This window comes from Pseudomonas sp. PVC-3-1, assembly GCF_057444315.1.
Map to the genome: position 1 here is coordinate 1615472 of NZ_CM172023.1, position 26278 is coordinate 1641749.

Sequence of the window (26278 nt, forward strand, 5' to 3'; positions counted from 1 at the left end):
GCTGCCGCGTTCGCGCTGCTGCGCCCAGTGCTGCGCGCTCACGCAGCACTCCGCAGGCGGCGCCAGAGGATGGCCGGCGAGCGCCAGAGCATGCCGAAGAACAGCCGGGCATGCATGGAGGAAATCAGCGCGTTGTCGTGGAACAGGCGGAAGTGCGAGAGGCCGTCCAGCGGGTAGTGCACCCTGGTGGGCAGCCATTGCATCGGCTGGTTGCGCCAGGCCAGGCGGACGAGGATTTCCGGGTCGAAGTCCATGCGCTTGCCCAGCGTGGTGCTGTCGATCAGCTTGAGCGTCGGCGTGAGGGGATAAATGCGAAAGCCGCACATGCCATCGCGGATCGACAGCGACAGGCTGTTGATCCACACCCAGACGTGGGTCAGGTAGCGCGCGTAGAGACGGCCCTTGGGCACGCTCTCGTCGTACTGCGGATAGCCGCAGACCAGCGCCTCGGGGTGCTCGCGTGAAGTGCGGAGGAAGCGCTGCACGTCGCCCAGGTCATGCTGGCCGTCGGCGTCCACCTGCAGTGCGTGGGTGAAGCCCAGGCGCGCGGCCTCGCGCAGGCCGGCCATCACCGCACCGCCCTTGCCCTGGTTCACCGGCAGGCGCACCAGCCAGGTGTCATGAGCTTCGGCGAGTCGGTCCATGACTACTGCGCATTCGCGGCTGGAGGCGTCGTCCACCAGCACGCAGGGCAGCCCGGCAGTGAGCAGTTCGGCGACCACCTGCGGCAGCGCGTGCTCGTGGTTGTACACCGGGATCACTGCGCAGGGGCGGGTGTTCATGCGTCCGCTCCCAGCAGGATGCGCCCGGAGGAGCAGGTCGCCTCGCCGCGGGTGAAGGCGAAGTACAGCTTGCCGCGCTCGGCGTCCCAGCGCAGCGACAGCTGGCAGAGATCACCCGGCCGCAGCAGTTGCTGGAATTTCAGCACTTCCATGCCGCCGAAGCGTGGTGGCAGGTCGAACACCTGGCGACCCAGTTGCTGTGCCCACTGCACCTGCACCACGCCGGGCAGAACGGGCGCCTTGGGGAAGTGACCGGGGAAGTAGGCGAGGTCCAGCGGGATTTCCAGCTCAAAGCGCTGTTCGCCGTCTGCCTCATGATGCGCGAGCACCTCGGGGTCGCGGCTGCGCGGGGCGTGCAGCAATTCGTCCACCAGGCTTTGCGGCAGCTTGCCCTGGGCGTTGCCCGGCAGGCGCCGCAGCAGGCGCCAGCGGCGCGGCAGGGCGAGGGCTTCGCAGTGGTCGGCGAGGTGTTCGCGCAGGCGTTGGGTCAGCGCGCGGCGACCGCCATTGCGCAGCTCATGCAGGCCAACGTCGCTCAGGGCGACCAGTGCGCCGAGGCTGGCGCGGTTCTCCTGCACCACGCCCAGGCGCGCCTCGCTGACGAAGGGATGTTTCGCCAGCGCCGCTTCCAGTTGCGGCAGGGAAATGCGTTTTTCTTCCAGTTTGACGATGCGGTCCAGCCGGCCCAGCAGCTCGAAGCGGCCGTCGGCGCCGAGGCGCGCAGCATCGGCCGTTTGCTCGGTTTCGCCGGGCGGCAGGTAGGTCGATTCGATGCGCAGTGCGCCGTTTTCGTCCTGGCTCAAGGTCACGCCATCGAACGGCTGCCATAGCTGGCCACCCTGGCGCCAGGCGATGCCACCGGTTTCGGAGCTGCCGTAGATTTCCGTCGGGGCCTGGCCGAGGCGCTCATGCAGCAGTTCGGCGGCTTCGGCCGGCAGCGGGCCGCCGGAGGAGAAAACCCGCACTACCGGGCGCAGCGCCGGCCAGTCGAGGTTGTCGCCCATGCGCTTGAGCAGCGCCGGGCTGCCGACCCAGGCGAAGCGCGGTTGCGCGAGGCTGTGACGTTGCAGGTCTTCGGGGAAGGCGATCTGCCGGCGCAGGAAGGCGCGGCCGGCGGACAGCGGCCAGAGCACGCGGAACAGCAGGCCGTAGATGTGCTGCGCGGCGACGCTGCCGAGGATGTGCGCATCGCCCAGCTCCGCGCCCCAGAGGTTGTCCAGCACCCGCACTTCGTTGCTCAGCTGGCTCAGGGACTTGCCGATCAGCTTGGGCTCGCCGGTGGAGCCGGAGGTGCTGAGGACCAGCCGGCAATGGTCGAGGTCAAGCTCGGCGGGCGCAAGGGATGGCCCGTTCAGTTCGGCAAGATCGAGGTCGCCCGGCTGGTCGCCGATCCAGGCGTCGATCTGTGGGGCAAGGCGTTCGCGGCTGTGGGCGAGGTTGTCCGCCGGCAGCACCGCTTCGGCACCCGCCAGCCACGTCGCGTAGAGGGCAATTGCCAGTTCGGCGGCGTCTTCCAGGTGGATCGCCACGCATCGGGCATTGCGCTGGCGCAGGGCTCCGGCGACCGCGCAAACGCGCTGCACGAAGTTGCCGGCGAGCAGCGCCGGTTCCAGTGCTAGCGTGCGCTCGGCGGGCAGTTCCAGCAGCAGCCGGGCGAGGGAAATCGGTTTCATCCTTGACCTCTGACCCGTTGCCGCACCAGCCACTCGACGGCGAACAGCACGCCCATCAGCAGGTAGGAAATCAGGCCGTTGTACAGCGTCCACCAGGCCAGTGGCGCCCACAGCGTTAGGGCCGCGGCGATCAGGCCGTTGCCCAGGAAAAACAGCACCCAGACCTGCGTCACCTGGCGCGTGTAGCGCACCGCATGGGGCGGCAGTTCAGGCTCGCGCAGGCGCGCCAGGCGCTCCACCAGCGGCGGGCCGAACTTCAGGCTCAGGGCGAACAGGCACAGCAGGCCGGCGCTGATCAGCACCGGGTACCAGCGCAGCAGATGCGGCTCATTGACCAGCCACAGCGCGATACAGAAGAGCACGGCGGCCAGCGCCATCCAGCGTTGTCCCGGTCGCTGCCCGCTGCCCAGGCTGCGGGCGAACCACAAACCACCCAGCAGCAGGGCGAAGAACTTCGGCGACAGGTGATCGATGCCGAAGTAGATCGCAAACGGGTAGAGCAGCCCGGCCAGCAACAGGCCGAGCCCGACCAGGCGTGTCATGGGTTGGCCAGGCGATGGACTGCTTCGACTACATCGCCCACGGTGCGCACAGACTTGAACTCCTCGGCGGCGATCTTCTTGCCGGTGTGGCGTTTCAAGTGATCGATCAGGTCAACGGCGTCGATGCTGTCGATCTCCAGGTCCTCGTACAGGTTGGCGTCGAGGCTGATCTGCGCAGGCTCCAGTTCGAACAACTCGACCAGGGCGTCGCGCAGGGTGTTGAAAATGTCCTCACGGGTTTGCATGGTCGGCGATCTCAGGCGGCTTTCTGGGCGGTCACGAAGGCGGCCAGGCTTGCCACATTGGCGAAGTGCTGGCGGGTGTCCTTGGCATCGGCATCGATCTTGATGCCGTAGCGTTTCTGGATGGCCAGGCCCAGTTCCAGGGCGTCGACCGAGTCCAGGCCGAGGCCGTCGCCGAACAGCGCGTCGTCGGCGCCGATGTCATCAGGGCCGATATCTTCGAGGCCGAGGGCATCGATGATCAGCTGTTTAATCTCCAGTTGCAGATCGCTCATCTCTTGCGAGCTCCTTGGTGAAATACTGGTGCAGGAAGGCATTGAGCCGGCGTGAGGCAGCCGGGGCGGGGCCCTGGCTGGCAAAGACCTGTGGGTCCAGGTCGTCGCCGACGCGCAGCCGGAAGTGCACGCGCCGGGCAGGAATGCTGTACCAGGGCTCGGCCTTGGTCAGGGTGGTCGGGGTGACGGTGATGGTCACCGGGGTGATCGAGCTGGCGCCGCGCAGGGCGATGGACGCCGCGCCGCGGTGGAATTCGGGGGGCTTGCCTGGCGTGGTGCGGGTGCCTTCGGGGAAGACGATCAGGGTCTGCCCCTGCTGCAGGGCGCCCACGGCCTCATCGAACATGTCCATGCTGCCGTTGTTGCTGATGTACTGCGCCGCCGTCACCGGGCCGCGGGTGAAGGGGTTGGCGAGCAGGCTTTGCTTCACCACGCAGTTGGCGTCGCGGATCAGACCGATGAGGAACACTACGTCGATCAGTGAGGGGTGGTTGGCGATCACCATCTGCCCCGGCCGGCCCAGGCGCTCGATGCCTTCCACTTCGTAGGTGAGCACGCCGCTGCGCTGCATGATCTGCACGAACAGCCAGAACAGCCGGCTTACCGTGTGGCGCGCGCGGGTGCGGCGGCGCAGGGCGTCGCCAGGCAGCAATGCCAGCAGAGGGAATACCAGCACCCGCAGCAGCAGGCCGCCGACACCGAAAATGGCGAAGCACAGGCCGGTGGCGAACAGGCGCCACAGCCAAGCGTCGGCACGCTTGCTCAGTGGTTGCGTTGCCAGGTCCATAGACGCTTCTTCCAGGGGTGGTGGATCAGGCTGGTGTGCTCGATCAGCGCGCGCACCAGGTCCAGGGCATTGGGGTGGGACGGCGGAGCAAGGGCCGTGCCGTTTTCCGATAGCTCCAGCGACCAGTCGCTCCCCGGACGCAGGCGCAGGGCCACGGCGTAGGGGAAGGGCACGTCGTCGACCCAGGGCGAATACAGCTCCGGCAGCAGCTCCTCGGCCACCACCAGCAATACTTCCGGCGCGCCTTCGGCGAGCAGCGCGGCGGCTTCCAGAAGGCCGTGCTCGAAGCCGTCACGTTCGCCGGCGATCGCCGTCATTTCACTGCTGTCCTGCCGCAGGATCGACCATAGGCCTATCACCGCATTGTGTACGGAGAGACTGAACTGGGTCGGGGACAGCGGTTGTTCGACGGCCAGAGCACGCAGCAGTTCCAGGCTGCGGCCGGTTTCGCCGTGGCGGGAAACGAAGATCAGCGGCATCGGCGGCCGCCCGTCGGCCAGCGGCCAGGCGACACTGAACACCATGCGTGCCAGCGGGCTGAGGCGACGGCGCTGCATGGCGGGGAGAAAGGCGACATCCGGTTGGACGGCGGCGTCAGGAAGGCGCTCTTCCCGTACCCAGCTCTGCCAGTCGGAGATCGTGGACAGGCCCGGGGCCCAGGCGCTCCACTGGTCGATGTTGAATTGAGTCACGCGACGAGCTCTTGTTGGCCCTTGCGGGCGAATGGTCTTCCTTGATCCACCAAGAGCTGTGACGGCACGGGCTATGGCGTAGTGCCGGCATTATCCGGGTCAAGGTAGAGGCAGGCAAACCTTTGCTTACAAACATGTGAGTAAGACAGGACATTTTACCCTTCGCCTTCCCGGATTCCTCGCGATTCGTCGGAAGTCGTCTGACGGACAGGGTGCGGGGACTTTCCCGCTCGCCCTTGTCATGGGCTTTGCATAGAATCCCCCAGCACTCGAATGTTCCTGGAGGGATGGCTGATGCGACGCGTGGTGTTCAATCAGAAGGGCGGAGTAGGCAAGTCCAGCATCGCCTGCAACCTGGCGGCAGTGAGCGCAGCGGAGGGCTACCGCACTTTGCTGGTGGACCTGGATGCGCAGGCCAACTCCACGCACTACCTGACCGGACTGACCGGTGAGGACCTGCCGGTGGGCATCGCCGATTTCTTCAAGCAGACGCTGGCGTCCGGGCCTTTCAGTCGCAAGGGCAAGGTGGATATCTACGAGACGCCCTTCGACAACCTGCACATCGTCACCGCCAGCCCGGAGCTCGCGGATCTGCAGCCCAAGCTTGAGCAGAAGCACAAGATCAACAAGCTGCGCAAACTGCTGGACGAGCTGGCCGAAGATTACGACCGGATCTACCTGGATACGCCGCCAGCACTGAACTTCTATACCGTTTCTGCGTTGATCGCCGCCGATCGCTGCCTGATTCCCTTCGATTGCGATAGCTTCTCCCGCCAGGCGCTGTATGGCCTGCTGCAGGAGATAGAAGAGCTGAAGGAAGACCACAACGAGGACCTGGAAGTCGAAGGCATCGTGGTCAACCAGTTCCAGCCGCGTGCCACGCTGCCGCAGCAATTGCTCGATGAGTTGGTGGAAGAGGAGTTGCCGGTGCTGCCGGTGTACCTGATGAGCTCGGTGAAGATGCGTGAGTCGCACCAGGCGTGCACCCCGCTGATCTTCCTCGAGCCCCGCCACAAGCTGACCCAGCAGTTCGTCGAACTGCACAACCTGCTGGAAGCCTGAGCGATTACTGGCTGATCAGCACATCACAGGGCGGCCGCCGCAGGAAATAGCGCGTCGAGCTGCCCAGCACGGCCTGCTCGATGGCGCCGCGGCTGCGGCTGCCGAGTACCAGCAGGTCCGGTGTCCATTCCCGCAACGCCGTTTCCAGCGCCTGCTGGGCGGTGCCCTGTTGCACCGCGCAGAGCAGTTGCGGCCCATTGGGTGGTACGTGCGAGCGCTCGTCCTGCAGCGCCTGGCGCAGCAGTTCGCGCTGGGTGTCCAGATGGCTGCCGGCGCGATCGGCCTTCTTGCCCGGCTGGTAGGCGTTGAGCGCCAGCAGCTCGGCCGTCGGTGCCAGTAGGCGATAACCGGCGCGCCAGGCCTGGCAGGAGCAGTGCGACAGGTCCAGCCCGGAAAGAGCCTTCGCATACGGTCTGGCGGATTCGTCCACGGCCAGCAGGATCGGCGCGCGGCAATGGCGGGCGATGCGCTCCAGAGTGGTGCCATCGAAGCGCTCCAGCAACTGCTGGTGGTGCGCGCCGATCACCAGCAGGTCGGCGTTCAGCTCCTGTGCCGCCTCGGTGACGGTGTTCGCTGCACGGCCCTGGCGAATCATCAGCTGGTAGTCGGTGATGTCACTGGCGCGAGCCGCATCGCGCAGCGCCACTTCGGCGGCTTCGCGCACCGTGGCCATCATGCGGTCGGGGAAGAATTCCTCGATGACATGCAGCAGCGTGACGCTGGCGCCGTGTTGGCGGGCCAGTTGCGCGGCGCGGCGCACGGCAATATCCGCCTCGACGCTGAGGTCATGGGCGACGAGCAGGTTCCTGTACATGGTGGGCTCCCTCTGTGGCGCTTCCACTGTCGCGCCACGTAGGAAATTTCACCTTGATGTAGGGCAATGGCCCGCTTTCACCGACTCCGCAGCTGATAGATGGCGTGGCTTTCGGCGACGACGTTGCCTTCTTCGTCCTTCAACTGCAGATCAAGTGTGAACTCTGACTTGCCGTTGTGCGTGGCTTCCTCGCCGATGCGCTGGACTTCTTCCTCGCTGAGCCGCGCGTCGACCGTCACATCACTGGCGGCGGGGCGCAGGAAGCGCAGGCCGGCCTCCTTGACGATGGGGTAGAAACGCCGCGCGTCGAAGCTGGTCAGCATCAGCACACCACCGGGCAGTTCGGCCACGGTGAACAGCGCGCCGGCGTACATGTTCTGGATGTGGTTCTCGTTGCCCTTGAGCGGCATGCGCAGGCGCACGTGGCCAGGTTCCAGCACCTCGGCCTTGAGGCCGGTGCGCTTGACGAAGGTGATGTGTTCTTCGGTGAGCTGGCGGATGAACTCTTCGGGGTAGGAAGGCATGGGCGTACTCCGTTTTTCTGCCCAAGCCTAGCCTGCGTGTGCGGTCTGGCAATGACCGCACCGATTGACCGAAACGCTCGCGATCAGATGCCCTGGCGGGACAGCCAGTCGAGCAACTGCGGCAGCGGCATTGCCCCGCTCTGGCGCGCTACTTCCTGACCATTGCGCAGCAGGATCAGGCTGGGAATCGAGCGAATCCCCAGGCGGGTGGAGAGGTTCGGGTTGGCGTCGCTGTCCAGCTTGGCCAGCCGCACCTTGCCTGACAGCCGCGCGGCGGCTTGTTCGAACACCGGCGCAAAGCCCTTGCACGGCCCGCACCAGTCGGCCCACACGTCCACCAGCAACGGCAGATCGCCCTTGGCCTGGGCGGCGAAACCGGCTTCATCAAGGTCGAACGGCGTATCCAGCACGATCGGCGACTGGCAGCGCCCGCAGCTGGGCGAGTCAGCCAGGCGCGCGGCGGGCACGCGATTGAGGCCGTTGCAGTTCGGGCAGGGGATGATCAGGGAATCGGACATGGCGGGGCTCCAGAGGCTATGAAGCAAAGATGGAGCCTCGCAGGTCCGATCTCAACGGTACGTTGAATGCTTTTCCGAAGATGGGCCGACGTCGAGCGCCGGCCCATGCGCATTACACCCGGAAATGACTCACCAGCGTTTGCAACTGTCCACCCAGGCGGGCGAGTTCGACGCTGGAGGCGGCGACTTCTTCGTTGGCGGAGGCCGTCTGCTCGGAGACGTCGCGCACGTTCACCACGCTGCGGCTGATTTCCTCGGCGACGGCGCTCTGCTCTTCGGCGGCGGTGGCGATCTGCTGGTTCATCGCCTGGATGTTGGAGACGGTGCGGGTGATCTCGCCGAGGGAATCGCCGGCCTGGCGACTCAGGGCGACGCTGCTGGCGGTGAGCTCGCGGCTGCCGAGCATGACGCTGGAGACCTGGCGAGTGCCGCTCTGCAGGCCGGCGACCAGGGCTTCGATCTCTTCGGTGGATTGCTGGGTGCGCTGGGCCAGGCCGCGTACTTCGTCGGCGACCACGGCGAATCCGCGTCCGGCCTCGCCCGCGCGGGCAGCTTCGATGGCGGCGTTGAGGGCCAGCAGGTTGGTCTGCTCGGCGACCGACTTGATCACGTCCATGACCTTGCCGATCTTCTCGCTCTCCTGCTCCAGGCGCTGCATGGCTTCGGCGGAGCGTTCGACTTCCTCGGCCAGGCGCTCGATCTGCTCCACGGCCTTGTTCACCACGCGGTCACCGTCCTGGGCCTGATGGTCGGCGGCGGAGGCGGCCTGGGAGGCCTGCTCGGCGTTGCGCGCGACTTCCTGCACGGTGGCGGACATCTCGTGCATGGCGGTGGCGACCTGATCGGTCTCGACCTTCTGGGTATTGGCGCCGGCGCTGGTCTGCTCGGTGACGGCGGAGAGTTCCTCGGCGGCGCTGGCGATCTGGGTGACGCCATCGCGGATGCCGCCGATCAGCTCGCGCAGGCTCTGGCTCATGCGCTGCATGCTCTGTTGCAGGCGGCCGAGCTCGTCGCGGCGAGTGACCTGGATGGTCTGCGACAGGTCGCCAGCGGCGATGCGGTCGACCACCGCCATGGTGTCGTGCAGTGGGCGGGTGATCTGGCGGGTGATGATCAGCGCGGCGATGCTGCCCAGCACCAGTGCAAGCAGGGTGACCAGGGTCTGCAGGCTGCGGGCTTTGGCACTTTCGGCGTCGCGGCGATCAAGCTGCAGTTGGTAGAGATTTTCGCTGATCTTGACGATGTCCTGGCCCTGGTTCGTCATTTCCTTGCGCGCCTGGACGATCGCGGCCATGTTCTGGCGCAGGGTCTGCACGGCGTCGCGGTAGGTGCGCAGGGCGGTACCGAGCTGCTGAACGTATGGCGCTTCGGCGACACCGAGCACGCTTTCCAGGGCTGGCAAGCCGGCGATGCTTTCGTCCAGGCCGCGGGTTACGCCGTCGCCGTTGCTGGTGAGGGCGGTGGCGAGGTAGTCGCGCACGTCATAGCGCGCCTGCAGCAAGTCCTCGCGGGTGCCGCTGATGGCCTGGAAGCGGGTGGCGCGCTCTTCGTCGGCCGGCGCCTTGAGGATGTCCTGCTGGATCTGCGCGGTCAGCTCGTTGGCGCGGGCGGCGTTGTCCTGCAGGGTGCGGCGGGTGATGCCCGCGCTCTGGTAGCCGGCGCGCATGGCGGCCAGGGACTTTTCGTAGTCGGCGATGATCCCGCCGAGCTGGTCGAGCATGCGCACGTTCTCGGGACTGACGAAGGACGCGCGGAGTTTCTGCTGCTGGGCCTTGAAGTCGGCGAGGGTGCTCATGACGTTGGCGGCTTCCTGTTCGGCGCCGTCGGCGATCATGTACTGCAGGCGAGTGATGCGCAGCTTGGTGAGGCGCGAGTTCAGCTCGGTGATGTCGCTCATCCAGTTGCTGCGGTCGATCAGCGAGCCCAGGCCAACCCAGCTGACTATGGCGAGGATGGCGGTGAAGGCGAGGACCAGGCCGAAGCCCAGGGCCAACTTGAGGTTGACGCTCAAGTCGGAAATCCAGCGGTTCATTGACGATCTCCAGGAAAGGTTGTGTGAAGTCAGGCCGTTCGGAGATTGTTCTTGTTGGGGGCCAGGCGGGCGGACCGCGCCAAGACCCTATCGGCAGGTCTGGGCAGAACCGTATGGTCACGGGCGAAAAAAGTTGGCCACCGGCCGGCGCCGTAGGGCGGGTCGGAGGTCAGGGGGCGGGGAAGGCGGACGAATCCCTGTTCGCTGGTGTGTCGTTCGGTGTGGTGGCGCGCTGGCTGTCGGCGCTGGGCGGGATTGTACGGAAAGGCCCGGTACGGCGTCTGCAAAATGATGGCAAAGAGATATTGCCGAGGTCCGCTGACGCGCGAATGAGGCGCCGGTCTGGCGCCTCATTCGGTTTTCACAGGATCAGGCCCTGGCGGAGTCCAGCGCCTGGGCGAGGTCGGCGAGGATGTCGTCGATGTGCTCGATGCCGATGGACAGACGCACCATGTCGCGCGGCACGCCGGCCTTCTCCAGTTCTTCGTCGTTGAGCTGGCGGTGGGTGGTGGAGGCCGGGTGGCAGGCCAGGGACTTGGCGTCGCCGATGTTCACCAGACGCACCACCAATTTGAGCGCGTCGATGAAGCGCGCGCCCGCTTCCTGTCCGCCCTTGATGCCGAACGAGAGGATCGACGCGGGCTTGCCGCCCATGTAGCGCAACGCCAGTTCCTGCTCGGGGTGATCGGCGAGGCCGGCGTATTTCACCCAGCTGACTTGCGGATGGTCCTGCAGGTACTGCGCGACCTTCACCGCGTTCTCGCAATGGCGCTCCATGCGCAGGGCGAGGGTTTCCAGGCCCTGCAGGATGAGGAAGGCGTTGAACGGCGAGAGTGCGGCGCCGGTGTTGCGCAGCGGCACGACGCGGCAACGGCCGATGAAGGCGGCCGGACCGAAGGCTTCGGTGTAGGTCACGCCGTGGTAGGACGCGTCAGGCGTGTTGAGCAGCGGGAAACGCTCTTTGTTGTCGGCCCAGGGGAATTTGCCAGAGTCGACGACGATGCCGCCGATGCTGGTGCCGTGGCCGCCGATGTACTTGGTCAGTGAGTGCACGACGACGTCCGCGCCGTGTTCGAACGGACGGCAGAGGATCGGCGTGGCGACGGTGTTGTCGACGATCAGCGGCACACCGTGGCGGTGTGCGGCATCGGCCAGGGCCTGGAGATCGACGATGTTGCCTGCCGGGTTGCCGATGGATTCGCAGAAGACGGCTTTGGTGCGCTCGTCGATCAGCGCTTCGAGAGCGGCGATGTCATCGTGCGGCGCGAAGCGGGTCTGGATGCCGAAGCGCGGCAGGGTGTGGGCGAACAGGTTGTAGGTGCCGCCGTAGAGCTTGGCCACCGAGACGATATTGTCGCCGGCCTCGGCGACGGTCTGGATGGCATAGGTGATGGCGGCCATGCCAGAAGCCACGGCCAGTGCTGCCACACCGCCTTCCAGCGCGGCCACGCGCTCCTCCAGCACCGCGTTGGTGGGGTTCATGATGCGCGTGTAGATGTTGCCGGCGACCTTCAGGTCGAACAGGTCGGCACCGTGCTGGGTGTCGTCGAAGGCGTAGGAGCTGGTCTGGTAGATCGGCACGGCCACGGCCTTGGTGGTCGGGTCGGGGCTGTAGCCGGCGTGGATGGCCAGGGTTTCCGGTTTCATTGTTCGAGCGTCCTTGTGGCAGAAAGCCCCGAGGATGCGAGCGGCGCCCAGCCCCGGTCAATGACCGGGAGCAATGCCGGCTGGGCGCCGCTAGATCGCTTTTCGCTGAGCTTAGAACCTGTTTGCGAGATTGCGAGCTAGAGCCGAAGTAGGCGGAGCGCGCCCCAAGAGCGGAGTTTACGTGCTGTAAATGAGCATCTGAGGGCGCGTTCCAACGCCCTACGGCCGACGCGCAGCAGATCGCAAGCAGGTTTTTGTAACCGGCTCACGAGGAACAGCTGATCTCCAGGTGCTTGCCCCAGTCCGGCGGACGGCGGGTGAAGACCTCGGCGTCGGGCTGCTCTTCGAAGGGCTTGCTGAGCACTTCGTGCAGACGACGCACCACGCTGAAGTCGCCCTGTTCAGCGGCTGTGATGGCTTGCTGGGCGAGGTAGTTGCGCAGTACGTAGAGCGGGTTGACCGCGTGCATGCGGGCGCGGCGTTGGTCCTGGCTGCCGCCTTCGCGTTCGGCACGGGCCTGGTAGTCGGCGGCCCAGGCGTCGAAACCGGCGAGGTCGACGAAGTCCTCGCGGACCACGGCCAGTGCTTGCTCGGGTGCCTGTTCGCCGAGGCGGCGGAAGAACAGCGAGTAGTCCACCGCGCCCTTCTGCATGGTCTGCAGCAGGCGCTGCACCAGTTCCAGATCACCCTCTTCGGCAGTGGTGAGGCCGAGGCGTTGGCGCATCAGGTGCAGGTAGTTCGCCTGGTAGAGCGGCAGGAACAGGTCCAGCGTGGCGCGCAGGTCGTCCACTTCGACGAAGGGCGTCAGCGCCTGGCCGAGCGCGGCGAGATTCCAGTGGGCGATGGGCACCTGGTTGCTGAAGGAATAACGACCGGTGTCGTCGGAATGGTTGCAGATGTGGTTGGCGTCGAAGTCGTCGAGGAAGGCGTAGGGGCCGTAGTCGAAGGTGATGCCCAGGATCGACATGTTATCGGTATTCATCACGCCGTGGCAGAAACCGTAGGCCTGCCAGAAGGCGATCATTTCGGCGTTGCGCTCGACCACTTCGCGGAAGAAAGCCAGGTACGGCTTATCGTCGTCCAGGCACTGCGGGTAGTACGACTTGAGGACGAACTCGCCGAGGCTGCGCAGGTGGTCTTCCTGCTTGGTGTAGTAGAAGTATTCGAAGTGGCCGAAGCGCACATGGCTGGGGGCCATGCGCAGCAGCATCGCGCCGGTTTCCTTGGTCTCGCGCCATACCGTGGTGCTGGAGCCGGTCACACACAGGGCGCGGCTGCTGGGGATGCCCAGGGCGGCGAGGTATTCGCTGGCGAGGAACTCGCGGATCGATGAACGCAGCACGGCGCGACCGTCGCCCATGCGCGAGTAGGGCGTCTGGCCGGCGCCCTTGAGGTGCAGGTCCCAGTGCTCGCCGGCGTCGTTGACCACTTCGCCCAGCAGTAGGCCGCGGCCGTCGCCCAGGCGGGGGTTGTAGGAGCCGAACTGGTGCCCGGAATAGACCATCGCGCGCGGATCGGCTTCTTCCCAGAGCTTGTGGCCGGCGAAGATTTCCGCGAACAGCGGGTTGTCTGCCTCGCTCGGGTCGAGGTCGAGCAGGGCCATGGCGGCTGGGCTGGCGACGACCAGGCGCGGGTCGGCGATAGGATCGGGCAGGACCTGGGTGGAAAACACGTCGCCCAGGCGGGCGAAGCGGTTATCGAAGGTCAGTTCGTCGAGCTTTTTCACGCGCATCTCCGGTACAAGTCCGAGCATTGTGCTCGGACTTCTCCGAAGGCGTCCACCCTCAGGCCTTGTCGCCGCTGGGCTTGTCCTGGGGAGCGGGCAGCTTCACCGGCGTGGCGGCGGGTTGCTGCTGGCCGACGATGACCTGGGCTTCCTGGCCCTGGAAGTTTTTCAGGAACACGTCGACCTGGTTGAAGGCCATATCGATGCCGGCTTCGCGGAAGGCCAGGGCGATGCGGGTGAGGGTCTCATCGACCGCCGGGTTGCGGTCGCCCAGCTCGCGCACGTGGAAGCGCAGTTCATAGTCGAAGGTGCTGGCGCTGATGGTGGTGAAGTACAGCACCGGCTCCGGGTCGCGGAGGATGCGCGGGTTGGCGTGGGCAGCCTCCAGCATGATCTTGCGCGCCAGTGGCAGGTCGCTCTCGTAAGCCAGGCCGATCTTGATGGTGACCCGCGTGACGGTATCGCTCAGCGACCAGTTCACCAGTTGCCCGGTGATGAAGGTCTGGTTGGGGACGATGATTTCCTTGCGGTCGAAGTCGGTGATGGTGGTGGCGCGGATGCGAATCCGGCTGACGGTGCCGGACAGTGTGCCGATGGTGACCACGTCGCCGATCCGCACCGGACGCTCGAAGAGGATGATCAGGCCGGAGACGAAGTTGGAGAAGATCGCCTGCAGGCCGAAACCGAGGCCGACCGACAGCGCGGCCACCAGCCATTGCAGCTTGTCCCAGCTGACCCCGAGGGTGGACAGCGCGCTGACGAAGCCGATGCCGCTGATGGTGTAGGACAACAGGGTAGTGATGGCGTAGGCACTGCCCTGGGCCAGGGTCAGGCGCTGCAGCACCAGTACTTCCAGCAGGCCGGGCAGGTTGCGCGCGAGGGCGACGGTCACGGCGGCGATCACCAGCGCCATGATGAAGTCGCTGAGGCTGATCGGCGTGGTGGATGCCGCGTCGCCGGTGCCGCTTGTGTACTGGTAGAGGGTCACGTTGTCGAGGTAGGAGACCACGCTGATCAGGTCGGCCCAGACCCAGTACAGGGTGACCACGAAGCCGATCAGCAGGCCCAGGCGGATCAGGCGCATGGACTGTTCGTTGATCTGCTCGATGCCCAGGGTCGGTTCCTCGACCACCTCGGTGCCTTCCATGCCTTCCTTGGGCGCGTTCTGCCGCTTCGACAGCGCGCGCTGGTAGGCCAGGCGGCGGGCGGCCACGCCCATGCCGCGAACGAAGGTGGCTTCCACCACCATCCAGAACATCAGCAGGAACAGGGTATCGATCAGCCGGTCGGTGAGCTTGAGCGCGGTGTAGTAGTAGCCGAAGCCCACGGCGAGGAACAGCGCCACCGGCAGGGCGGTGAAGCCCAGGCCGACGATCATCTTGATCATCGATGGGCGCTCGCTGGACGGGCTGTTGAACAGCAGCTGGGCGAGCAGCCAGGTCATGGCGCCATAGCCGAACAGCACCACGGCGATCCCGATCACGTCATCGGCCAGCGATGCCGGGGCATGTTCGGCCACGGTGACGACTGCGACCAGGGACATGACCACAAGACCCAGTCGGCGCATCAGCTTGCCGAGGAACTGCACCTGCGGCTGGCTCCAGTGGAAGTGCCGCTCGGCGATGCCGCCGGGACGCAGGATGCGGTGTGCGGTGTAGAACACCAGCCAGACCTGCGCCATTTCCAGCAGTGCGCTACCCAGGGTGGCGTTCTGCCCGCGGGCGTCGAGCAGCAGGGCGAGGCCGGCAATGGCCAGGGCCAGGGTGCCGGGCAGTGCCAGCAGCACGGCGAGCAGCAGGGCCAGCGGCGTGTGGGCCTGGCTGTCGCGTTTGAAGTGGCCGATGTCGTCGTTCAGCGATTCCAGCTTGTCGTAGAGGAACCGGCGCTTCCACAGCAGCGCAGCGACCAGCAGGAGCAGCGGCAGGAACAGGAAGGGGCGGTCGATCAGTCCCTCGCCCAGCTCCTTCACGCCCGAGCCCCAGGGTACTTCTGCGAGCTGGTGGTGCAGCAGCGTTGGAGTCATCTTGAACCAGGACAGGTCGAGCGGCCGGTTACTGGGAATCCAGAACATCTGCTCGTCGAGGGTGGCGCGCAGGCTGTCGCTGGTCTCCTTCAACTGCTTCTGGTTCAACTGCAGGGTGATGGCTTCGTTGAGCAGTGCGTTCAGCTCGTGGTTAAGGCGCTCCATCAGCTCCAGGCGGGTGTCCACCAGCTCGCCCAGGTCGTGGCGCAGCTGCGGGGTGATGCTTTCCTGCGGTTGCTGGGCCAGCAGGTTGTCGAGATAGACCTGGGTGTTGTTGATCTCGTCGCGCTTCTGGTTCAGCTCAAACTGGTACAGGCGAAGGTCGGCGATTTCGTCGGCGAGGTCCTGGTCGGTCCTGATGACCGGCAGTGACTGCTTCTGCTGATAGAGAATCTTGGCCAGCAGCAGGCTGCCGCGCAGCACGTTGATCTGCTCGTCCAGGGCCTGTTCGCCCTGGGTCAGGTTGTCCAGTTGCTGCTTGGCCTCCAGGTTGCGCCGGGTCAGTGTATTGAGGCGATCGGTGGTGCGCAGCAGGTAATCCGAGAGCTTGAGGTTGGCAGCGCTCTGTTGGCTCAGCAGGCTGTCGGTGCCGGCGGCCTGGCTATCCTTGGACAGCTCGGCGACGGTCTTCTCGGACTGTTCGCGGCGCTTGTCGCTGATCATCGCCTGCAGTTCGAGGGTCTCGCGTTCCTCGCGGCCGATGCGCTCGGCCAGCAGGTCGCGCTGGCTCGAGGCGAGGTCGAGCAGCAGGTTGTTGCCGGCCAGTTGCTGGCGCAGCAGGAGGTTCTGCGAAGTGAGCATGGCCTGTTCGGCCAGCAGTTCGTTGCGGCGCTCGTCGGCGATCGGCTTGGCGCCTTCCTTGCCGGCCTTGACCAGCCCGGCGATTTCCAGCAGGCGTGTCTGGTTCTTGCTCAGGTCGGCCTGGGCCCGCTCGGGGCGAGTCTGCGCGGTGAGAATCTCGCTCTTGGCGTCGACCATCTCCTTCTGCCAGGCGGCGAGCTGGGTGGATTGTTCGTTGAGCAGCATTTCCAGCTGGGTGGCGCTGGAGTCCTTGTAGCGCTGGCTGGCGGGCTTCTCGCTGCTGGCCTTGAGGCGGCTGAGCGCTTTCTGGTTCTCGTTGATCAGCTTGGGCGCATCGGCCAGCCGGCCCTTTAGCTCAGCCAGCTGTTTTTCGCTGTCGGCCTTGGCCGACAGCAGCTTCAGGGTGTTTTCCAGGCTCGCCTTGATCGGCTTGGCCTCGGCGTCGGCCAGCTTGCGGTCGGCAAGGCTGTCGAGGCTCTGTTGCACCTTTTCGGCGCTCGGTACAGAGGTATCGGCGGCCAGGGCGGGCAGGCCGATGAGAGAGCCGCCCAGCAGGACGGTGGTCAGAAGGGTACGCAGCAGGAATGACATGGTCGCGTTCAGCGGCTCGTGCGAAAAAAGTGGAGTGAGGGTAGTGCTGGCTGGCCGGCACCCGCAAGCGGGCACCGGTGGGCGGTCAGAGGAAGAGCCCCGGACCGGGACGACCTTCCGGGAATTTGACCCCGACCTTGCGGATCTTGTTCCCGTCCAGGGCGGCCACGGTCCAGGTCAGGCCGTTCCATTCCACCTGGTCGCCGATGATCGCCTGGCCGCCGATTTCGTGGGCGATGAAGCGGCCCAGGTTCTGCTCGCCGTCGACGCCTTCGAGCTTCAGGCCATAGAGCGAAGCCACGGCGGACAGCTGGGCGTCGCCTTCGAGAACGAAGTCGCCGAAGAAGCGCGCACTCAGACCGCGGTCCGGTGCCTGGCTGAACAGCTTGCCCAGGGCGGAGAGGTCATGCTCGTGGCCGATCACGCAGAGAATGTCGTCGGCTTCGAGGATGGTACTGCCCGACGGGTGCAGCAGTTGAGTGCCGCGGAACAGCGCGGCGATGCGGGTGCCTTCTGGCATCTTCAGCTCGCGCAGGGCGGCGCCGATGCACCACTTTTCCTTGCTGAGGTGGTAGACGAACAGCTCCCACTCGCTGGTCGGGTGGACTTCCAGGCCAGCACGGGAGATCGGCGCGGGGTCCGGCGGTACCACCACGCGCAGCAGCTTGGCGGCCCAGGGCAGGCTGGTGCCCTGCACCAGCAGCGAAACCAGCACGATGAAGAAGGCCACGTTGAAGAACAGCTGCGCATTGGGCAGGCCGGCCATCAGCGGGAACACGGCGAGGATGATCGGCACCGCGCCGCGCAGTCCGACCCAGGCAATGAAGGCTTTCTCGCGGCCGTGGAAGGCGCGGAACGGGAACAGCCCGACCAGCACCGACAGCGGGCGGGCGAAGAGGATCATCCATAGCGCCAGGCCCAGGGCGGGCAGTGCGATGGGCCAGAGGTCGTGGGGCGTGACCAGCAGGCCCAGCACCAGGAACATGCCGATCTGCGCCAGCCACGCCATGCCGTCGAGCATGTGCATGATGCCGTGGCGCGAGCGGATCGGTTGGTTGCCCAGCACCAGGCCGCACAGATAGATGGCAAGGATGCCGCTGCCGTGCACCGCGTTGGCCAGGGCGAAGATCAGCAGGCCACCGCTGATCGCCAGCAGCGGATAGAGACCGTTGGCCAGGTGGATGCGGTTGATTACCTGCAGCAGCAGCCAGCCGCCGGCCAGCCCCAGCACCGAGCCGATGCCGAACTCGCGCAGGAAGTGCCAGAGGAAGCTCCAGGACAGGCCACTCTCGCCATGGGCGAGCATGTCGATCAGGGTGACGGTGAGGAACACCGCCATGGGATCGTTGCTGCCGGATTCGATTTCCAGGGTCGCAGTGACCCGCTCGTTCAGGCCCTTGCCGCCCAGCAGCGAGAATACTGCCGCGGCGTCGGTGGAGCCGACGATGGCGCCAATCAGCAGGCCTTCCATCCAGCTCAGCTTGAACAACCAGGCGGCGGCGATGCCAGTGAGCCCTGCGGTGATCAGCACGCCGGCGGTTGCCAGTGAGAGCGCCGGCCAGAGGGCTACGCGGAAGCTCGATACCCGTGTGCGCAAACCGCCGTCCAGCAGGATCACCGCCAGCGCCAGGTTGCCCACCAGATAAGCCATGGGGTAGTTCGAGAAGCCAATGCCGCCGGGGCCGTCGGTGCCCGCGATCATGCCCACGGCGAGGAAAATGACCAGGATCGGGATGCCCAGGCGCGAGGACAGCGAGCTGACCAGGATGCTCATGCCGATCAGCACAGCAGCGATCAGGAAATAGCTGTTGATGGCCACGGCATCCAAGGTGTCGACCTCCTGGGGAATGGGGGAGTGGCGACGCTACGTGATTGAGGATGCAGGCCGCATGCCAATTGATTCTAACCTGCGGATTTACAAGGCTGTCAAAGGTTAGTTGCTGGCCAGCCCGCGGCGCTGTCGGACCAGCCGACGGTGTGCTCCCAGTCAGGCAACGGGCTGCTCTGGATCAGCGGCTCGGGCGTCCAGGTCAGCCCCTCTTCAGGGAGTGGGTGAGCGGCATCCAGGCAGTTGTCGCGGTCCCGCTGCAAGGTGGCCAGCGCCTTGCGGACTTCGCTGACGGTTTTGTTGTCGGCTGGGCTGTTTGCTGAACGAATCTGCGCATGCCATACGTTGCGGGCCGAACTGCCGGCGGCCCCGCAACTGCCCAATGGCTCGTAGTACGAGGAGCCGAACTGGGCGTAGCCGGCGTTCACCAGGGCGTTGAAGTAGCGGCTCTGTGCCTGGATCGATGTGCCATCAGCGCCGCGCAGCAGTTCCACGCCATTGCCGATTGCCTTGTCGATGGCGTCGAGAAAGTCCCTGGCGTGCTGGTGCGCCTCGGCGCCCGGCTCGCTATAGATCGGCGCGGTATCCAGTGCGTGGTCCATGCGTTGTGGCAAGGCGGCGGTGGTTGGCAGGTCGTCCATCGAGGTCGGCCGGAACAGAAAGACCACGCAACCGAGCGCGATGGAGGTGGCGAGCAGGGGCAAAAGGAATCGGGGGGCCAGGTATTGGCGAGTCGACAGAGGTGGCATGGCAAGGCTCGTTGAGGACGGACGCGGGCGCCATTCAACGGAATGCGGATGGATTTATCTGTCAGGCAAATCGGATGGTTAAAGCGGGCGCTTCCTCAATGAAGGGCGAAGTTGGCGCTGGATGCACTGCGACGGGCATAAAAAAGCCCCGGACGTGACCGGGGCATAAGGGACATACGAGACGCTTAGAACCAGGCGTCCTGCATGGTGGAACAGGTGTCGTCGCGGGCTTCGAGCAGCGCCAGGTCATGGTGGCAGGACGGCACTTCCCAGGTCAGGAAGTAGCGCGCGGCCTGCAGCTTGCCGCGGTAGAAGTCGGTGTCCGAAGCATCGCCTCGTGCAAGGCCCTCTTCGGCGCGGATGGCCTGCTCCAGCCAGCGCCAGCCGATCACGGCGTGGCCGAAGACCTTCAGGTACAGCGCGGAGTTGGCCAGGCCCTGGGCTACGCGGCCCTGCATCAGGTCGCCGAGCAGGCTCAGGGTGGTCGCGGACAGGCGCGCCATCAGTTGCTCCAGCGGCTCGCGCAGCTTGTCCAGCGAGGCATGCGCCTGGGCGCGCTCGCAGGTCTGGTTGATCAGGCGGGTCAGCTGCTTGAGGCCGGCGCCGTTGTTCTGCGCGAGCTTGCGGCCCAGCAGGTCCAGCGACTGGATACCGTGGGTGCCTTCGTGGATCGGGTTCAGGCGGTTGTCGCGGTAGTACTGCTCCACCGGGTATTCGCGGGTGTAGCCGTGGCCGCCGAGGATCTGGATCGCCAGTTCGTTGGCCTTCAGGCAGAACTCCGAGGGCCAGGATTTGACGATCGGGGTCAGCAGGTCCAACAGTTCGTGGGCCTGTTTGCGTTCTTCCTCGGTCGCCAGCGTCTCGCAGTCGTCCACCAGTCGCGAGGTATACAGGCCGAGGTCGAAGGCGCCCTCGACATAGGCCTTCTGGGTCAGCAGCATGCGCTTGACGTCGGTGTGCTGGATGATCGAGACCGGCGCGGAGGTGGGGTCCTTGGCGTCCACCGGGCGGCCCTGTGGGCGCTCGCGGGCGTATTCCAGCGAGTACAGGTAGCCGGCGTAGCCGAGCATGATCGCGCCCATGCCGACACCGATGCGCGCCTCGTTCATCATCTGGAACATGTAGGCCAGGCCGTAGTGCGGCTTGCCCACCAGGTAACCGACGCACTCGCCCTTGTCGCCGAAGTTCAGCGCGGTGGAGGTGGTGCCGCGCCAACCCATCTTGTGGAACAGGCCGGCCAGGGTCACGTCGTTGCGCGCGCCGAGGGAGCCGTCGTCGTTGACCAGGAACTTGGGCACGATGAACAGGCTGATGCCTTTCACGCCGGGTGGGGCGTCCGGCAGCTTGGCCAGGACCATGTGCACGATGTTGTCCGACAGCGGATGGTCGCCGCCGGAGATGAAGATCTTGTTGCCCTTGATCCGGTAGCTGCCTTCGGCTGCCGGTTCTGCGCGGGTGCGGATGTCGGCCAGGGACGAGCCGGCGTGCGGCTCGGTGAGCGCCATGGTGCCGAAGAAGCGCGCCTCGATCATCGGTTGCAGGAACAGGCGTTTCTGCTCCTCGCTGCCGAAGGTCTCGATCAGGTGGCTGGCGCCCATGCTCAGCATCGGGTAGGACGAGGTGGCGATGTTGGCCGACTGGAAGTGCGCGAAGCAGGCGCGCGACAGCAGGTGCGGCAACTGCATGCCACCCTGTTCGAAGCTGCGCGAGGCATTCTGGAAACCGGCCTCGTTGAAGGCGTCCACCGCCGGCTTCACTTCCGGGATCAGCACCGCGCCGCCGTCGACGTACTGTGGTTCGTTCTCGTCGTTCTTGCGGTTGTGCGGAGCGAACAGCTCCTCGGCGATGCCGCGGGCGGTGCCCAGGGCGGCGTCGAAGGTCTCGCGGTTGTGGTCGGCGAAGCGTTCGCGCTGGGTCAGGGCCTCGGCGTCGAGCACTTCGTAGAGTTCGAAAGCGAGGTTGCGGGAGCTGAGCAGGGTCTCGGACATGGATCGACCTCCGTGGGAATCGCCGCAGTCTAGTCTGGTGAATGAAGCGCGCACAGAATCATCCACGAGCGTGATAAAGGGCTAAAACGCCCGGCTTCCCGGCGGGCCCCGGCGACGGCGGACTCGCACCACACCCGCCCCAGGACCTAAACTGCGCGCCTTGAGGAGCCTGCTATCCATGAACTACCGCCACGCCTACCACGCCGGCAACCACGCCGACGTGCTGAAACACATCGTTCTCGCCCGCATCTTCGCGCTGATGGCGCGCAAGGACACGCCCTTCGCCTACCTCGACAGCCATTCCGGCATCGGCCTCTACGACCTGCTGGGCGACGAAGCCAGCCGCACCGGAGAGTGGGAGTCGGGCATCGGCCGCCTGTACGAGCGCGATGACCTGCCGGAGCTGCTGCAGGACTACCTGGGCGTCGTCAGTGCGCTGAATCCCGATGGTGGCCTGGAGTTCTACCCAGGCTCCCCGGAGCTGGCGCGCCGCCTGACCCGTCCGCAGGATCGGGTGATGCTCAACGAGCTGCATCCTGAAGATGGTCGTCTGCTCAAGGCCAACATGGCTGGTGAGCGCCGCATCTCGGTGCATCAGGGTGACGGTTGGTTGCTGCCTCGTGCCTTCCTGCCGGTCGCGGAAAAGCGCGGCGTTCTGCTGATCGACCCGCCCTTCGAGCAGCCGGATGACCTGGAGCGCTGCGTGAGCGCGCTCGACGAAGCGATCGGCCGCATGCGCCAGACCGTGGTCGCGATTTGGTACCCGATCAAGGACCGTCGCCAGCTCAAGCGTTTCTACCAGCGCCTGGAAAAGAGCTCGGCGCCGAAGATGCTGCGCGTGGAGCTGTGTGTGCATCCGGCCGATACGGCTGACCGCCTGAACGGCTCGGGGCTGGTGATCGCCAACCCGCCGTGGCCACTGGATGAAGAGCTGCGCGGCCTGCTGCCGTGGTTGGCGGATACCCTGGCGCAGAGTGAAGGCAGCAGCCAGGTGGACTGGCTGATCGCCGAATGAAAAAAGCCCCGGCAGTGCCGGGGCTTTTTCATGATGATCCCGAGACATGGCGCGGGGCGGGGCGATCGCGGACGGAGTCCGCTCCTACATGAGATATCGTGCCGGCCCACCCTCTCCCTTCGGAGCGGGGCGCGTAGCCAGGGTTAGGGAGAGGGAAGAACCCAGGTGCGGATTCTCAGATGAAGACAGTTGCCCCTACGTTACCGTTGGGCACGCTGTTCCCTGTAGGAGCGAGCTTGCTCGCGAACCGGCCTCGCAGCGGGGCTGTTCGCGAGCGAGCTCGCTCCTACCAAAGCAGGGTCACGCCGGCAGGCAGACGCCGGTGCCACCCAGGCCGCAATAGCCGTTGGGATTCTTCGCCAGGTACTGCTGGTGGTAGGCCTCGGCGTAGTAGAACGGCGGCACTTCGCGAATCTCCGTGGTGATCGCGCCGTAGCCCTTGGCGTCGAGCTCCTTCTGGAAGGCTGCGCGGCTAGCGTCGATGGCGGCTTTCTGCGCCTGGTCGAACCAGTAGATCACCGAGCGGTACTGGGTGCCGGTGTCGTTGCCCTGGCGCATGCCCTGGGTCGGGTCGTGGGATTCCCAGAACACCTTCAGCAGTGCTTCGATGCTGGTCTCACGCGGATCGTACGCCACCAATACCACTTCGCTGTGCCCGGTCAGGCCGGAGCAGACTTCGTCGTAGGTCGGGTTCGGTGTGAAGCCGCCGGCATAACCCACCGCGGTGACCCACACGCCGGGTTGCTGCCAGAAGCGCCGCTCGGCGCCCCAGAAGCACCCCAGGCCGACCAGGATCTGCTGCACGCCGGCGGGGAAGGGCGCGGACAGCGGGTGGCCATTGACGTAATGCGCTTCGGGCACTGGCATCGGGCTTTCACGCCCCGGCAGGGCCTGGGCGGAGCTGGGCAGTTCCAGCTTGTGGGCAAGTATTTGCGAGCGCAGGGTCATGGCATTCGTCTCCTCTGAATAGGGGCGGCAATAGACTCGGGTACTCGTCGAAGATTACAGCGTTTTTTCCAGCAGCGGGGATGGCTGCGGGCACGCCGTGCCAGCGCGGCTCAATGCGGGCGGCAGGGGTAGCGCTGCAGGCTGGAGGACAGGTCGTGGCTGGGGATGGGCTTGTCGAACAGGTAGCCCTGGCCGATGTCGCAGCGGTTGCGCCGCAGGAAGGCCAGCTGGGCGGCGGTCTCGACGCCTTCGGCGACCACCTGCAGCTTGAGGTTGTGGGCCATGGCGATCACTGCCGAGGTGATTTCCATGTCGTCCTGGTTGTCCGGGATGTCCTTGATGAAGCTGCGATCGATCTTGATCACGTCGATGGGGAATTTCTTCAGGTAGCTCAGCGACGAGTAACCGGTGCCGAAGTCGTCCATCGCCAGGGTCAGGCCCAGGCTCTTCAGGCGTTCCAGCTGCTGGCGGGTGTCGTCGGTGGCGTCGAGCAGCAGGCTTTCGGTGAGTTCCAGCTCGAGCTGGCAGGCCGGAATGCTTTCCTCGTGCAGGATCGCGGCGATGGAACCGACCAGGTCCGGGTCGCTGAACTGCTTGGGCGACAGGTTGATTGCCATGTGCAGCTCGCCCAGGCCCTTGGCGGCCAACTCGCGCACCTGGCGGCAGGCCTGGCGGATCACCCATTTGCCGATGGGGATGATCAGCCCGGTTTCCTCGGCGACGCTGATGAACTGGTCCGGGCGGATCATGCCCTTCTCCGGGTGCTGCCAGCGCAGCAGTGCCTCCAGGCCGAGCAGCGCGCCGCTGCGCAGGCACAGCTTGGGCTGGTAGTGCACCGCCAGTTCGTCCTGCACCAGCGCGCGGCGCAGGTTGCTTTCCACGAACAGCTTGTAGCTGGCCTCGGCGGTCATCGCCTCGGTGAAGGTCTGTACCTGGTGCTTGCCGTTGGCCTTGGCCTTGTGCAGCGCCAGACCGGCGTGCTTCATCAGGGTCTGCGGGTCCTGTCCGTGCTGCGGCGCGTAGGCGATGCCCACGGAGCCGGTGATGCTGATCAGCTGGTTGTCGACGAACAGCGGCTTGTCGAGCACGTCGAGGATCTGCGCGGCGACCTTCTCGCCACGACCGGCGACGGATTCCTCCAGCAGGACGGCGAACTCGTTGCTGGCGAAGCGTGCCAGGGTGGCGCTGTCGCTCAGGCTGCTGCGCAGGCGGCGGGCGAGGTTGGCCAGCAGCTTGTCGCCGGTCTGGTGGCCGAGGCTGTCGTTGATCCGCTTGAAGTTGTCGATGTCCACCAGCAGCAGGCTCAGCGAATGTTCGCTGCCCACCTGCAGGCGTTCTTCCAGGGCATTGATGAAGAAGTGCCGGTTGGCCAGGCCGGTGAGGTTGTCGCGGTAGGCGAGTTTCTCGATGTGCTGCTGGGCCAGCTTGCTCTGGGTGATGTCTTCGTAGATGCCGATGTAGTGGGTCAGCTCGCCCTTGTCGTCGTAGACCTTGGACAACGACAACTGGCCCCAGTAGGGCTCTAGATTCTTGCGCCGGCTGCGGAATTCGCCCTGCCAGCTGTTCTGCGTGACCAGGGTGGAGCGTGCGTCGAACAGCAGTTCGCTGAGATTCGCCAGCGCTGGCAGTTCGGGCAGGCGGCGGCCGCGCACTTCGTCGGCGCCGTATTGGGTAATCGCGGTAAAGCTCGGGTTGACGTACTCCACCAGGCCGTCGCGGTCGATCAGCAGGAAGGCGCTGGCGCTCTGCTCGACGGCGCGCTGGAACAGGTGCAGGGCGCTGGAGACGTTGCGCCGCTCGTGATTCATCAACACCTGGGCGTACTGGTCGGCCAGCTCGCCGGCGAAGGCGATCTCGTCGCTCTGCCACATGCGCACTTCGCCGACATGCTCCAGGCAGAGCACGCCGACCACTTCGCCGCCGACGCGGATGGTGGCGTCGAGCATGGCGCTGATGCCCTGCGGGCGCAGGTAGCGTGCCGCCAGCTCCTGGGTGCGCGGGTCCTGCTGGGCGTTGTGGGCGTCGATGGCGCGGCCGCTGTGGACTGCGTCGAGGTAGTTGGGGAAGTTGCTGGCGTCGATGTCCTGCGGCTTTTCGTACTGGTCGGTGTCGCGGCGGTAGATGGTCACCGCTTCCAGGCGATGGTCCGGGTGCAGGCGCCAGATGCCGGCGCGGGCCACGTCGTAGGCCTCACAGGCGGCCTGGGCGATCAGCTGGGCAGCTTCGAGCAACGGGTCGCTGGACAGGTAGCGGTGCCGCGCCAGGCGCACGATCAGGTTCTGCTGGGTGCGCGAGCGCACCAGGTGCTGCAGGTGTTCGTCCTGGGAGCGCTGGTACATCTCCAGGGACATCTTCAGGCGGATGTTCTGGGCTTCCAGGTCCAGCAGCCGTGGGTCCAGTTCGGTCTCGTGCTCGTCCGCCTCGGTCTGCAGCAGATAGCCGTGCAGCAGTTGGCGGCCGTGCTGCTGGAAGGCTTCGCCGACCTCCAGCACGTTCAGCGTGCCGCGCGGCGAGTGGAGCAGGTAGCGCACCCGGTAGCGGCCGTCCTTGAGCAGTTGCTGCTGCACCTGTTCATGCAGGCGATGGCGCGCTTCGGGCTCCATCAGGCTGGCGTAGGGGGCGTCGAGGATGCCGCAGAGGTCCTGGGCCGGCACGCCGATCTGGCGTTCGCAGCCGGGGTCGAGGAACAGCAGGGTCCAGCTGGGTTCGTTCAGGCGCTCGAAGCGCAGCATCCCGAGCCTCGAAGGGACGGGAAGCTGCGTGACAACCTCGGCCGCCTGACGGCTGGCGGCATCGGGATGACTCTTCATGCGCGGGAGATTTCCAGGGTGCTGGATGGGGTACTTCGCCCCACCCGACTTCTATGGGCGTTGGCAAGATTTGCATGAGGCACGGGGCCATGACAAGCCAAGACTGTATCGGCCGTCACAGTGGGAAGTTGAGCCAGGGGCGGGGGCCGGGCGTGACCGCCGGTCCGGACAAAAAGAAGCCCCGCCATCCGGCAGGGCTGGAGAGTACG

Annotated in this window: 21 protein-coding genes; 2 read left to right on the top strand and 19 right to left on the bottom strand. The window is 65.8% G+C overall.

The window, feature by feature from the left end:
• Positions 1-38 precede the first annotated feature (38 nt).
• Genes AC2T4A_RS07530 through AC2T4A_RS07560 form a run of 7 tightly spaced genes read right to left on the bottom strand, consistent with a single transcriptional unit; the run spans position 39 to position 4993 of the window.
• Entirely contained in the window at positions 39-782 is a 744-nt protein-coding gene (locus AC2T4A_RS07530; protein WP_486743010.1) for a glycosyltransferase family 2 protein, read from the bottom strand.
• Positions 779-2455 carry an ApeI family dehydratase gene (locus AC2T4A_RS07535; RefSeq protein ID WP_486743011.1) on the bottom strand — a complete coding sequence of 559 codons (1677 nt, stop codon included), beginning with the start codon at positions 2453-2455 and terminating at the stop codon, positions 779-781. The genes AC2T4A_RS07530 and AC2T4A_RS07535 overlap by 4 nt, the downstream gene beginning before the upstream one ends.
• Positions 2452-2997 (bottom strand): COG4648 family protein, encoded by a 546-nt coding sequence (locus AC2T4A_RS07540; protein WP_478379536.1) that lies wholly within the window; start codon positions 2995-2997, stop codon positions 2452-2454. The genes AC2T4A_RS07535 and AC2T4A_RS07540 overlap by 4 nt, the downstream gene beginning before the upstream one ends.
• Positions 2994-3242, bottom strand: coding sequence for an acyl carrier protein (locus tag AC2T4A_RS07545; protein WP_478379535.1), 249 nt, complete (start codon positions 3240-3242; stop codon positions 2994-2996). Before AC2T4A_RS07545 ends, AC2T4A_RS07540 begins: the two co-directional genes overlap by 4 nt.
• 11 nt (positions 3243-3253) lie before the next feature.
• Positions 3254-3514: a phosphopantetheine-binding protein gene (locus AC2T4A_RS07550; RefSeq protein ID WP_205337846.1), complete on the bottom strand. Its 261-nt coding sequence runs from the start codon at positions 3512-3514 to the stop codon at positions 3254-3256.
• Positions 3489-4301 carry a lysophospholipid acyltransferase family protein gene (locus tag AC2T4A_RS07555; RefSeq protein WP_478379534.1) on the bottom strand — a complete coding sequence of 271 codons (813 nt, stop codon included), beginning with the start codon at positions 4299-4301 and terminating at the stop codon, positions 3489-3491. Before AC2T4A_RS07555 ends, AC2T4A_RS07550 begins: the two co-directional genes overlap by 26 nt.
• Positions 4277-4993, bottom strand: a complete 717-nt coding sequence (locus tag AC2T4A_RS07560) for a beta-ketoacyl synthase chain length factor (protein WP_416750903.1) — start codon at positions 4991-4993, stop codon at positions 4277-4279. The genes AC2T4A_RS07555 and AC2T4A_RS07560 overlap by 25 nt, the downstream gene beginning before the upstream one ends.
• A 294-nt stretch (positions 4994-5287) precedes the next feature.
• Here AC2T4A_RS07560 and AC2T4A_RS07565 point away from each other — a divergent pair, with 294 nt between their 5' ends.
• Entirely contained in the window at positions 5288-6055 is a 768-nt protein-coding gene (locus AC2T4A_RS07565; RefSeq protein WP_416750901.1) for a ParA family protein, read from the top strand.
• Positions 6056-6059: 4 nt separating this feature from the next.
• Here the strand turns inward: AC2T4A_RS07565 and AC2T4A_RS07570 are convergent, their stop codons facing one another.
• From AC2T4A_RS07570 to AC2T4A_RS07615, 10 genes are all read right to left on the bottom strand, one after another.
• The gene (locus AC2T4A_RS07570) at positions 6060-6869 is read right to left on the bottom strand and encodes a universal stress protein (RefSeq protein WP_486743012.1); all 810 of its coding nucleotides are present in this window, start codon (positions 6867-6869) and stop codon (positions 6060-6062) included.
• 77 nt (positions 6870-6946) lie between these two features.
• A complete protein-coding gene (locus tag AC2T4A_RS07575) occupies positions 6947-7393 on the bottom strand; it encodes a YiiD C-terminal domain-containing protein (protein WP_486743013.1) in 447 nt (148 codons plus the stop codon).
• Positions 7394-7476: 83 nt separating this feature from the next.
• Entirely contained in the window at positions 7477-7911 is a 435-nt protein-coding gene (gene trxC / locus AC2T4A_RS07580; protein ID WP_478379532.1) for a thioredoxin TrxC, read from the bottom strand.
• A gap of 112 nt (positions 7912-8023) precedes the next feature.
• Positions 8024-9943 carry a methyl-accepting chemotaxis protein gene (locus AC2T4A_RS07585; RefSeq protein WP_486743014.1) on the bottom strand — a complete coding sequence of 640 codons (1920 nt, stop codon included), beginning with the start codon at positions 9941-9943 and terminating at the stop codon, positions 8024-8026.
• A 369-nt stretch (positions 9944-10312) separates the two neighbouring features.
• Positions 10313-11590, bottom strand: a complete 1278-nt coding sequence (locus AC2T4A_RS07590) for a bifunctional O-acetylhomoserine aminocarboxypropyltransferase/cysteine synthase (RefSeq protein ID WP_478378574.1) — start codon at positions 11588-11590, stop codon at positions 10313-10315.
• Positions 11591-11855: 265 nt separating this feature from the next.
• Positions 11856-13316, bottom strand: a complete 1461-nt coding sequence (selO, locus tag AC2T4A_RS07595) for a protein adenylyltransferase SelO (RefSeq protein ID WP_486743015.1) — start codon at positions 13314-13316, stop codon at positions 11856-11858.
• Between the two features lie 58 nt (positions 13317-13374).
• Positions 13375-16731, bottom strand: a complete 3357-nt coding sequence (gene mscK, locus AC2T4A_RS07600; protein WP_486743016.1) for a mechanosensitive channel MscK — start codon at positions 16729-16731, stop codon at positions 13375-13377.
• An 85-nt stretch (positions 16732-16816) separates the two neighbouring features.
• Positions 16817-18559, bottom strand: coding sequence for a potassium/proton antiporter (locus AC2T4A_RS07605; protein WP_138524004.1), 1743 nt, complete (start codon positions 18557-18559; stop codon positions 16817-16819).
• Positions 18560-18657: 98 nt separating this feature from the next.
• Entirely contained in the window at positions 18658-19308 is a 651-nt protein-coding gene (locus AC2T4A_RS07610; RefSeq protein ID WP_416750885.1) for a hypothetical protein, read from the bottom strand.
• 185 nt (positions 19309-19493) lie between these two features.
• On the bottom strand, positions 19494-21296 hold the full coding sequence (locus tag AC2T4A_RS07615) for an acyl-CoA dehydrogenase (protein ID WP_486743017.1): 1803 nt from the start codon (positions 21294-21296) through the stop codon (positions 19494-19496).
• Between the two features lie 178 nt (positions 21297-21474).
• On the opposite strand from AC2T4A_RS07615, the gene AC2T4A_RS07620 reads away from it, so the two are divergent.
• Positions 21475-22311 (top strand): 23S rRNA (adenine(2030)-N(6))-methyltransferase RlmJ, encoded by an 837-nt coding sequence (locus tag AC2T4A_RS07620; RefSeq protein ID WP_486743018.1) that lies wholly within the window; start codon positions 21475-21477, stop codon positions 22309-22311.
• A 300-nt stretch (positions 22312-22611) separates the two neighbouring features.
• Here the strand turns inward: AC2T4A_RS07620 and msrA are convergent, their stop codons facing one another.
• Both msrA and AC2T4A_RS07630 read right to left on the bottom strand, forming a co-directional pair.
• Positions 22612-23259, bottom strand: coding sequence for a peptide-methionine (S)-S-oxide reductase MsrA (gene msrA, locus AC2T4A_RS07625; RefSeq protein ID WP_486743019.1), 648 nt, complete (start codon positions 23257-23259; stop codon positions 22612-22614).
• Between the two features lie 110 nt (positions 23260-23369).
• Positions 23370-26069 carry a putative bifunctional diguanylate cyclase/phosphodiesterase gene (locus tag AC2T4A_RS07630; RefSeq protein WP_416750877.1) on the bottom strand — a complete coding sequence of 900 codons (2700 nt, stop codon included), beginning with the start codon at positions 26067-26069 and terminating at the stop codon, positions 23370-23372.
• Positions 26070-26278 lie beyond the last annotated feature (209 nt).